Genomic DNA, 9,850 nt, shown 5'->3' on the forward strand with positions numbered 1-9,850 from the left:
CACGCAGCGCTGCAACGCCGCCGCGGCGCCCGGCGCGCCCCGGGGATCAGCGGCCACCGCTTCGGGCTGGCGTGCAATGTAGTAGCGCCCGCGGGTGGCCCAGGCGATCAGCGGCGCGCTGACGAAGGCCACGGCCATGGCGATGAGCGCCGAGAAGGACTGCGCCAGCGCGCCGAACAGCCCCAGATGCGCGCCGATCGACAGACCGGACGCGAGCGCCATCGCGCCCACGCCCACGGGGTTGACGTCGTACAGGTGCGCGCGCTTGAACTCTATGCCCTTGGGCGACAGGCCCAGCGGCTTGTTCACGACCAGGTCCGCGACCACCGCCATGATCCAGGCGATGGCGATGTTGGAGTACAGGCCCAGCACCTCGCCCATGGCGCGGAACACGTTCATCTCCATCAGCAGGCAGGCGATCAAGGTGTTGAACACCATCCACACCACGCGCCCCGGGTGGCTGTGCGTGAGGCGCGAGAAGAAGTTCGACCAGGCGAGCGAGCCCGCATACGCATTCGTCACGTTGATCTTCATCTGCGAGAGCACCACGAACAGCGCCGTCGCCGCCACGGCCCAGCCGTGCTGCGGAAACAGGTAGCCGTAGGCCAGCAAGTACATCTGGTTCGGGTCCAGCGCCCGCTCGGCGGACAGCCCATGACTCAGCGCGAGCCAAGCCAGGAATGCGCCGCCGAGCATCTTGAGCACGCCCGGCAGCACCCAGCCCGGCCCGCCCGCGAGCACCCCGAACCACCACCGCGCGCGCCCCCCCGGCCTGGCCACGGGCATGAAGCGCAGGTAATCGGCCTGCTCCCCCATTTGGGTAATCAGCGCAATGCCCACGGTGAGCGCCGCACCAAACATGGGCAGATCAAATCCCGCGCCGCGCCCGGATTCACCACCGTAGTGCGAGATCCCGGAAAACGCACCGGGATCGCGCAGCAGCACGCAGGCAAACGGCAGCACCAGCAGCAGCAGCCACAGCGGCTGCGTCCAGACCTGCAAGCGGCTGATCGCCGAAACCCCGTACGTAACCAACGGAATCACGACCACGGCGCAAATCAGGTAGCCCCAGGTGGGCGGAATGCCGAGCGCCAGTTCCAGCGCGTAGGCCATGACCGCGGCCTCCAGCGCAAAGAAGATGAAGGTGAACGAGGCGTAGATCAGCGAGGTCACCGTGGAGCCGATATAGCCAAAGCCCGCGCCGCGCGTGAGCAGGTCCATGTCCACCCCGTAGCGCGCCGCGTACCAGCTGATTGGCAGCCCCGCGAAAAAAATGATCACCCCCGTGGCGACGATGGCCCAGAAGGCATTCATGAAACCGTACTGCAATAGCAGCGTTGCGCCCACGGCCTCGAGGATCAGAAACGAGGCCGCGCCGAACGCGGTGTTCGCCACGCGCCATTCGGACCAGCGGCGAAAACGCTGCGGTGTATAGCGCAGCGCGTAATCCTCCATGGTCTCGGTGGCCACCCAGGTGTTGTAGTCGCGCCGGACCTTGACCACCTGCTGCGGCGCCGGCGCACCGGGCTGCGGCGCGGTCGCCGCGTCGGCAAAGTCCGCCGGGGCGGCACTGGAAGCAAGGGGTAAGGGCATGGGTAAGAGTGGGCAGCAAACTTTGCTAATTGTAAGTGCAGGTTTCATGCCATTGCACAGGGCGTGCACCCGATTCCCAAGCATGACCGGGCACGGGGCTTGCTGACTGCACCTAGTGCACCCCCTCATTGACGCTCACACCGGCCCGCCATGGAACTGACTGCGCGAGAAAAAGACAAACTGCTGCTCTTTACTGCGGCCCTGGTGGCCGAGCGCCGCAAGGCCCGGGGCCTGAAGCTCAACCACCCCGAAGCCGTGGCGCTGATCAGCGCCGCCGTGCTCGAGGGCGCGCGCGACGGCCAGACCGTTGCGCAGCTCATGAGCGCGGGCCGCAGCGTGCTCACGCGCGCCGACGTGATGGACGGCATCGCCGAGATGATTCCCGACATCCAGGTCGAGGCCACCTTCCCCGACGGAACCAAGCTGGTCACGGTGCACCAGCCCATCGTCTGAGCCCCCTCCCCTTCGACCCTTTTCCCGTGGAGACAAACCGCATGCATTTCCCGCGCATACCCCGGCCCGCAAGCGCCATGGCCTTCCTGGCGCTCGGCGCCATGGGCAGCAACGCGTGCGCGCACGGCGGCCACCCGATGCCGGTGTACGGCAGCTTCTTCGACGGCTTCATGCACCCGCTCAGCGGCCCGGACCATCTGGCCGCGATGCTCGCCGTGGGCCTGTGGAGCGCGCTGTCCGCGCGCCGCGCCGGAGCGCAGCTGCTCTGGGCCCCCGCAGGCTTTGCCGCGCTGCTGCTCGCCGGCGCCGTCCTGGGCCTGCGCGGCGCGGCCACGGCGGCGGTGGAACCGATGATCGCCACCTCGCTGCTGCTCGGCGGATTGCTGCTCGCGTCGCGCCTGCGGATGCCCGGCCCGGCCGCGGCGCTGGGCGTTGGCGTTTTTGCCCTGTTCCACGGCCTCGCGCACGGCCACGAACTCGCCGGCGGCGGCAGCGCCTGGCAGACCCTGGCCGGAATGCTCGCCGCCACGGCGCTGCTGCACTGCGTGGGCCTGGCCGCGGGCTGGACGCTGCGCCGGCGCGGCGCATGGCTCGCGCGCGCTGCGGGCGCCGGCGTCGCGGCCCTGGGCGCTGCGCAGCTGCTGCAACTGGCTTGATCGATCCACAAAAAAGACCGCCATGATCCCCGGCGAACTCCTTATCGACGTCGACGCAGGCGCGCACCCGCTGAACACCGGCCGCCGCACCCTGACCCTGGTGGTGCGCAACCAGGGCGAGCGCCCGATACAGGTCGGCTCGCACTACCACTTTGCCGAAACCAACGCCGCGCTGGGCTTCGACCGCAGCGCCGCGCGCGGCATGCGGCTGAACATCGCGTCCGGCACCGCCGTGCGCTTTGAACCCGGCCAGGAACGCACGGTGGAACTGGTGGACTACGCGGGCGAGCGCAGGGTGTTCGGCTTTCGGGGCCTGATCCAGGGCGCGCTGTGAAATCCACCAACCACCCATAACCGTTTCCACAAAGCACAACAGCATGGCAAGCATTGGACGCCGCGCCTACGCCGAAATGTTCGGCCCCACCGTGGGCGACCGCCTGCGCCTGGCAGACACCGATCTGCTGATCGAAGTCGAGGCCGATTACACGCTGCGCGCGGGCAGCTACGGCGAAGAGGTGAAATTCGGCGGCGGCAAAACCATCCGCGACGGCATGGCGCAATCGCAGCGCAGCCGCGCGCAGGGCGCCGTGGACAGCGTGCTGACGAACGCGCTCATCGTCGACCACAGCGGCATCTTCAAGGCCGACATCGGCCTGCGGGACGGACGCATCGCCGCCATCGGCAAGGCCGGCAACCCCGACGTGCAACCGGGTGTGGACATCGTCATCGGCCCGGGAACCGAAGTCATCAGCTGCGAGGGCAGCATCGTCACCGCGGGCGGCGTGGACAGCCATATCCACTTCATCTGCCCGCAGCAGATCGAAGAAGCCCTGGCCTCGGGCGTCACCACCTTGCTCGGCGGCGGCACCGGCCCGGCCACCGGAACGCTGGCCACCACCTGCACCCCGGGGCCCTGGAACATCGAGCGCATGCTGCAAGCGGCCGAGGCCTTTCCGGTGAACCTCGGCTTTCTGGGCAAGGGCAACGCCAGCCTCCCCGACGCGCTGCACGAGCAAATCGACGCCGGGGCCATTGGCCTGAAGCTGCACGAAGACTGGGGCAGCACGCCCGCGGCCATCAGCAACTGCCTGGACGTGGCCGACGCCAGCGACACGCAGGTGGCGATCCACAGCGACACGCTCAACGAATCGGGCTTTGTCGAGGACACCATGGCCGCCGTCGGCGGGCGCGGCATCTGCGCCTTCCACACCGAGGGCGCGGGCGGCGGCCACGCGCCCGACATCCTGCGCGTCGTGGGCGAGGCCAACTTCCTGCCCTCATCGACCAACCCCACCATGCCCTACACGCGCAATACGCTCGACGAGCACGTGGACATGCTCATGGTGTGCCACCACCTGGACCCGGGAATCGCCGAAGACCTGGCCTTTGCCGAAAGCCGCATCCGCAAGGAAACCATCGCCGCCGAAGACATCCTGCACGACCTGGGCGCCATCAGCATGATGAGCAGCGACAGCCAGGCCATGGGCCGCGTCGGCGAGGTCATCCTGCGCACCTGGCAGACGGCGCACAAGATGAAGCAGCAGCGCGGCAGCCTGCCGGGCGACAGCGCGCGCAACGACAACACGCGCATCAAGCGCTACCTGGCCAAGTACACCATCAACCCCGCCATTGCGCATGGCATCAGCCACGAAGTGGGCTCCATCGCCGTCGGCAAATGGGCCGACCTGGTGCTCTGGAAGCCTGCGTTCTTCGGCGTCAAGCCCACGCTCATCGTCAAGGGCGGGATGATCGCCATGGCGGCCATGGGCGACCCCAACGCCTCCATCCCCACGCCGCAGCCCGTGCACCACCGGCCCATGTTCGGCGCCTTTGGCGCGGCCCTGGCCAGGACCTCGCTGAGCTTCGTCTCGCAGTCCGCCCTGGCTGCGGGAATCGGCGAACGCTATGGCCTGCGCAAAACGCTCAGCGCCGTGCGCCAGGTGCGCGGCGTGCGCAAGCGCGACATGCTGCACAACGACTACACGCCGCGCATGGAAGTGGACGCGCAGACCTACAGCGTGCGCGCCGATGGCCAATTGCTCCACTGCGAGCCCGCGACCTCGCTGCCGATGGCGCAGCGCTACTTCCTCTTCTGACCCTTCTGCATGCTCCCCACCGCGAAACGCATCCCCCGGGGCCAGGGCCTTGCGCCCGCCCTGCTGCAGCGCGCCGCCACGCTCGAGCTGGACTGGGACCTGCGGCAAAAAAGCCGCTTCCCGGCCACCGACTCGGCCGGGCGCGAACTCGGCGTCTTCCTGCCGCGCGGAACGCTGCTGCGCGGCGGCGACGTGCTGGTGGCCGAAGACGGATCGCTCATCCGCGTACTCGCCGCCCCGCAGCCCGTGCTGCGCATCAGCTGCTGCCCAAGCCACGCAACGCCCCTGGACCTGGCGCGCGCGGCCTACCACCTGGGCAACCGCCATGTGCCCGTGGAACTGCAAGCCGACCACCTGAAGATCGAGCCCGACCACGTGCTCGCCGACATGCTGCGCGCCATGCACCTCATCGTGCAAGAACAAAACCTGCCGTTCGAGCCCGAAGGCGGCGCCTACGCCACGGAACACGGCGGCGCAGCGCACCCCGCGCATGCCCACGCGCACGGGGAACACCCCGGGCCTGCGCAGGAGCACAGGCACGCATGAGCACGCGCACGCACGATCGCAGCCAGGCCCCGGCGCGCCCCCGCAGGCACCGCGCACGCCCCGGCGCCCTGCCCGCCGCGAGCCTGCTGCAACTCATCTGGCTGGCGTCGCCGGCCCTGCCCGTGGGCGGCTTCTCGTATTCCGAGGGGCTGGAGGGCGCCGTCGAAAATGCCCGCCTCAGCAGCGAATCGGACGTTGCCGAATGGCTGCTGGACCAACTGCACATCACCCAGGCACGCAGCGACATGACCGTGGTGGCCCAGGCCATGCGCGCCTGGCGGCGCAACGACATGGAGCACGTGCGCGCGCTCAACGACTGGGTGCTGCAAACCCGCGAAACCAGCGAACTGCGCCTGCAAACCGAGCAAATGGGCCGATCGCTCGCGCAATGGCTGCATAACCAGCGGCAGGACGACGCCGGACGCATTCCCGCAGTGCAACGGCTCATCGCCCTGCCCCCGACCTACCCCGTGGCCTACGCGCTGGCCGCCGCCAACACCCTGGCCCCGGTGCGCGACGCGCTGCTCGCCTACGCCTTTGGCTGGGCGGAAAACATGGTGCAGGCCGCGCTCAAAGCCATGCCGCTGGGCCAAAGCGCGGGCCAGCGCATCCTGGCGCGGCTCGCCGCCGCCATTCCCGCCGCCGCCGAGCACGCGAACGCGCTGATGGACAGCGAACGCCAATCCTTCTCGCCCATGCTCGCCATTTTGTCGGCGCGGCACGAAACGCAATACTCCCGGCTCTTTCGATCATGACGCTGCACCACATCCCCCACCGCAGCAAGCCCCTGCCCCCGCTGCGCGTGGGCATAGGCGGCCCCGTGGGCTGCGGAAAAACCACGCTGCTGGAAATGCTGTGCAAGGCGATGCGCGGGCGCTACGAGCTCATCGCCATCACCAACGACATCTACACCAAGGAGGACCAGCGCCTGCTGACCCTCAGCGGCGCACTGCCCGCGGAACGCATCCTGGGCGTGGAAACCGGCGGCTGCCCGCACACCGCGATCCGCGAGGACGCATCCATCAACCTCGAAGCCATCGACCGCATGCTCGCGCAGTTCCCCGACACCGACCTGGTGTTCGTGGAAAGCGGCGGAGACAACCTGGCCGCAACCTTCAGCCCGGAGCTCTCGGACCTCACGCTCTACGTGATCGACGTCGCCGCGGGCGAAAAAATCCCGCGCAAGGGCGGCCCCGGAATCACCAAGAGCGACCTGCTCATCATCAACAAAACCGATCTGGCCCCCCACGTCGGCGCCAACCTGGACGTCATGCACGCCGACACCCTGCGCATGCGCAGCACCGCCCAGGGCATCAAGCCCTTTGTGATGAGCAACCTGAAAACCCTGGCGGGACTGGCCGACATCGTGGCCTTCATCGAGACCCGGGGCCTGCTGCCCAAAACAGCACCCCCGGGCGCTTGATCGCAGCATAGAATGCGCGCGCAGACTGGGGGATTGAACGACAGTTGCAGGAAGCGTGGCCGAGCGGTTGAAGGCACTGGTCTTGAAAACCAGCGACGGGTGACCGTCCGTGGGTTCGAATCCCACCGCTTCCGCCAAGATCGAGACCCACTCGCAGTCGCAAGCACGAGGACTTGACACCGAATCGGTCAGAGCCGTAGCGCAACTGGCCACTTGTCGAATTCGCTGGGGTACACGCTGTGCTCTTGCTCACCTCGTTCATCGCCGCCGTGGCGATCACAGCCTCCAGCCGAGCGGGCGCATTCCAGCGTCCCCGCTGCAACACCCACTTCCTGCGCAACCACTTGCCGTGTTGCGCTGTGCGGCAGCAGCAATCTTGCATCCCCGTCTGCTTTATAAAACGATGATAAGATCAAGCTATTCCTTTTTTAAAAATTAAAATTCCTTTAAAATCAAATACTTACGTGGATTTTGGACGAAATGAACGATGTTCAATCAGATTTAGCCCAGTTGACCCGGCTTGCACTTGCAGAGCAGACGGAGGATGTGCGGCTGTTCGTGGCGCGGCTCGTGCGCAAGTACCGCAGCACCGATCCGGATCTGGCTGAACGAATGAACCTGTACCTGCGGACGAAGGCACCTCGCGCGGCCCTCATGCGCAAGGTCGCGTCGGCACCCATCTCCTCAACACAGCCCCTGCCAGTGGATGACGAATCAAGGCTGTCGCTGTTGAAGGTATTCAAAGACGGGCCCGATCGAGAGCAACCGCTGCTCGCGCTCGACCTGGAAGAAACCTTGAGCCAATTGATCCAGGAACGCCGCCAGGCGAAGCGCTTGGCATCGATGGGGCTGAATCCCACCCGCTCCGCCATCTTTGTCGGTCCCCCCGGTGTCGGCAAGACGCTGACGGCGCGCTGGGTGGCCTCTCAACTGGACGTCCCGCTGTATGTGCTCGACCTGACCGCCGTCATGAGCAGCCTGCTGGGGCGCAGTGGCAGCAACCTGCGCGCAGCCCTCGATTTCGCCAAACGCAGTCCCTGCGTGTTGTTGCTTGACGAGATCGACGCCATTGCCAAACGTCGCAGCGACGATGCCGATGTCGGTGAGCTGAAACGGCTGCTCACCGTCCTCCTGCAGGAGGTCGACGAATGGCCCGCCACCGGATTGCTGCTGGCGGCCACCAATCATGCGGAGTTAATCGACCCGGCGATCTGGCGGCGCTTCGATCTGGTGATCCACTTCAAGGTCCCGGAAATGCCCGCCGTCAAGCAGGCGATCAAGCGTTTTCTCGGGTCGGACCATGCCCTGTTCAGTCGCTGGATCGACATCCTGACCTTCGTCTTCCACGGCGAGTCATTCAGCGACATCGAACGGGATATCCAACGCTTCCGGCGCACTGTTGCGTTGGGCAGAGCATCAGACACCGACCTGATCGAAGAGTTCATCAAATCGCACGCATTCGTCCCGGGTCGTACCGTCATGAATCCCATTGGTCGCACCGTCAGGGAGTTTGGCCTGGGTCGCGTCGTCATGCCTGAACTGGGTCGCATCGTCAGAGAGTCTGGCCTGGGTCGTACCGTCATGCCTGAACTGGGTCGTACCGCCATGGAGCGCCAAGGTCGCATCAATCTGGCGGTGCTGCTGGCCAAGCAGACACATATGTCGCAACACACGATCTCCGACATCACTGGCGTGAGCCGCGACACCATCCGCAAGCACACCAGCGAGCAGTCAACCACAGCCAAGAAAACCTCAAAAGGAAAGTCTGACGCATGAGTCCAACCAATTTTCTGATCGGACGTGGCGAACTGCTGACCCATGACATCAAGGGACCAGGGCGCATGCCTGGCGACAAGGCCAAGGTGTACTCCTTCGAACAAGCCATGCATCGGCTGGAACCTCAATTCGCGGCGACCGCCGCCGCGCTCGACGCCATGCCTTCGCACGCATGCCCCGATGACTTCGGTGTTGCCCGGCTGACGATGAACCCCAGCTACATCGCCAGGTCATTTTTTCCGGTGGCGCTGTTGCGCATGGCCCGCTTGGAGTCGGTCGGTAGCCGAACCGTGAAGGTGACGCCCGACGGCTGGACCAAGAAAGGCGTACCGAAGGAATGCACGACAACGGAATTGTTCGTCGCCGGCAAGCGCGAAGTATTTCACCACCTCAATGACCATATTCAGCAAATCGCCCCCAAATCCAGGGAAGCGCTGGACTTGGCGCGGATTGAGCGGTTCTCTGTATTCGCGCCCCGCGAGCGCATTGCCGACTATGGCAGCACCAAGGATCGCTTCTTCGAAGTGATCACCCATTTGTCCGATGAAAATTTCGTTCAGCAAGCATTCATGAGGTATGCCAAAGAGGTGGGCTTCAAGGTTCACGACGATCTTGGCTTCACGGTGGGCAACCTGTGGTTCGTGCCCGTCGAAGGCAGACATGACCACATTGAACAGCTTGCAAAATTCGTATTCGTGCGCGTCATCCGTCCTGTGCCCAAACTGCGCGGCATGCGGCCGGCGCAGCACACGGGGAATGTGACGGTCGGCTGTGACCTGCCGATCGAACAACCGCTGTCATCGGAACCCAAGGTCGCCATCCTTGATGGCGGTTTACCCAAACAACACGCGATCGACCGGTGGTTGCGCTCGTACCGCGTCATGGATCAGAACGCGCAGGACGACCCGGCGGGTTTGGCGCATGGACTGGCCGTCAGTTCTGCCTTCTTGTTTGGTCCGATCCAGCCAAACGGTATTGCCGCTCGCCCCTTCGCCTACGTCGATCACTTGCGCGTGCTCGACAAGGACACCGAGAAGGAAGATCCGTTGGTGTTGTACCGGGTCCTGGGTTTCATCGAAGAAGTCCTGCTCTCGCGGCAGTACCAGTTCATCAACCTCAGCCTGGGGCCGGACCTGCCGATCGAGGATACCGACGTACACGCTTGGACCTCGGTCATCGATGACCTGCTGAGCGATGGCGACACCCTGATGACTGTCGCCATCGGCAATAACGGTGAAATGGATCGATCCTCCGGCAATGCCCGCGTGCAGGTGCCTTCGGACTGCGTCAATGCGCTGGCCGTCGGC

At 65.7% G+C, this 9,850-nt stretch carries 10 protein-coding genes and 1 tRNA gene; 10 read left to right on the forward strand and 1 reads right to left on the reverse strand.

The window, feature by feature from the left end; translation table 11 throughout:
- Window positions 1-1,593 (reverse strand): purine-cytosine permease family protein (locus VTU_RS26665; RefSeq protein WP_010103525.1); only part of this gene is annotated, 1,593 nt, incomplete at its 3' end.
- Between the two features lie 150 nt (window positions 1,594-1,743).
- Here VTU_RS26665 and VTU_RS0109295 point away from each other — a divergent pair.
- The 10 genes from VTU_RS0109295 to VTU_RS0109340 all read left to right on the forward strand — a co-directional run.
- On the forward strand, window positions 1,744-2,046 hold the full coding sequence (locus VTU_RS0109295; RefSeq protein WP_010103527.1) for an urease subunit gamma: 303 nt from the start codon (window positions 1,744-1,746) through the stop codon (window positions 2,044-2,046).
- A 41-nt stretch (window positions 2,047-2,087) separates the two neighbouring features.
- The gene (locus VTU_RS0109300) at window positions 2,088-2,702 is read left to right on the forward strand and encodes a HupE/UreJ family protein (protein WP_010103529.1); all 615 of its coding nucleotides are present in this window, start codon (window positions 2,088-2,090) and stop codon (window positions 2,700-2,702) included.
- 22 nt (window positions 2,703-2,724) lie between these two features.
- Entirely contained in the window at window positions 2,725-3,036 is a 312-nt protein-coding gene (locus VTU_RS0109305; protein ID WP_010103531.1) for an urease subunit beta, read from the forward strand.
- Between the two features lie 43 nt (window positions 3,037-3,079).
- Window positions 3,080-4,798: an urease subunit alpha gene (gene ureC, locus VTU_RS0109310; protein ID WP_010103532.1), complete on the forward strand. Its 1,719-nt coding sequence runs from the start codon at window positions 3,080-3,082 to the stop codon at window positions 4,796-4,798.
- Window positions 4,799-4,807: 9 nt separating this feature from the next.
- Window positions 4,808-5,344, forward strand: coding sequence for an urease accessory protein UreE (gene ureE, locus VTU_RS26670; protein WP_010103535.1), 537 nt, complete (start codon window positions 4,808-4,810; stop codon window positions 5,342-5,344).
- A complete protein-coding gene (locus VTU_RS0109320; RefSeq protein ID WP_010103537.1) occupies window positions 5,341-6,099 on the forward strand; it encodes an urease accessory protein UreF in 759 nt (252 codons plus the stop codon). Before ureE ends, VTU_RS0109320 begins: the two co-directional genes overlap by 4 nt.
- The gene (gene ureG / locus VTU_RS0109325) at window positions 6,096-6,767 is read left to right on the forward strand and encodes an urease accessory protein UreG (RefSeq protein WP_010103539.1); all 672 of its coding nucleotides are present in this window, start codon (window positions 6,096-6,098) and stop codon (window positions 6,765-6,767) included. The genes VTU_RS0109320 and ureG overlap by 4 nt, the downstream gene beginning before the upstream one ends.
- Window positions 6,768-6,816: 49 nt before the next feature.
- A tRNA-Ser gene (locus VTU_RS0109330) sits at window positions 6,817-6,904 on the forward strand.
- A gap of 343 nt (window positions 6,905-7,247) precedes the next feature.
- Entirely contained in the window at window positions 7,248-8,543 is a 1,296-nt protein-coding gene (locus VTU_RS0109335) for an AAA family ATPase (RefSeq protein ID WP_040892596.1), read from the forward strand.
- Window positions 8,540-9,850, forward strand: a 1,311-nt coding sequence (locus VTU_RS0109340; protein WP_010103543.1) for a S8 family peptidase, incomplete at its 3' end; no start/stop codon positions are given. The genes VTU_RS0109335 and VTU_RS0109340, both read left to right, overlap by 4 nt.

The sequence above is a fragment of the Verminephrobacter aporrectodeae subsp. tuberculatae At4 genome, assembly GCF_000193225.1.
GTDB lineage: Bacteria > Pseudomonadota > Gammaproteobacteria > Burkholderiales > Burkholderiaceae_C > Acidovorax > Acidovorax aporrectodeae.

Excerpts from the sequence above, each read along its gene's own strand:
- VTU_RS0109295 (WP_010103527.1), top strand. The coding sequence starts at position 1,744 with ATGGAACTGACTGCGCGAGAAAAAGACAAACTGCTGCTCTTTACTGCG.
- VTU_RS0109300 (WP_010103529.1), top strand. The coding sequence starts at position 2,088 with ATGCATTTCCCGCGCATACCCCGGCCCGCAAGCGCCATGGCCTTCCTG.
- VTU_RS0109305 (WP_010103531.1), top strand. The coding sequence starts at position 2,725 with ATGATCCCCGGCGAACTCCTTATCGACGTCGACGCAGGCGCGCACCCG.
- ureC (WP_010103532.1), top strand. The coding sequence starts at position 3,080 with ATGGCAAGCATTGGACGCCGCGCCTACGCCGAAATGTTCGGCCCCACC.
- ureE (WP_010103535.1), top strand. The coding sequence starts at position 4,808 with ATGCTCCCCACCGCGAAACGCATCCCCCGGGGCCAGGGCCTTGCGCCC.
- VTU_RS0109320 (WP_010103537.1), top strand. The coding sequence starts at position 5,341 with ATGAGCACGCGCACGCACGATCGCAGCCAGGCCCCGGCGCGCCCCCGC.
- ureG (WP_010103539.1), top strand. The coding sequence starts at position 6,096 with ATGACGCTGCACCACATCCCCCACCGCAGCAAGCCCCTGCCCCCGCTG.
- VTU_RS0109335 (WP_040892596.1), top strand. The coding sequence starts at position 7,248 with ATGAACGATGTTCAATCAGATTTAGCCCAGTTGACCCGGCTTGCACTT.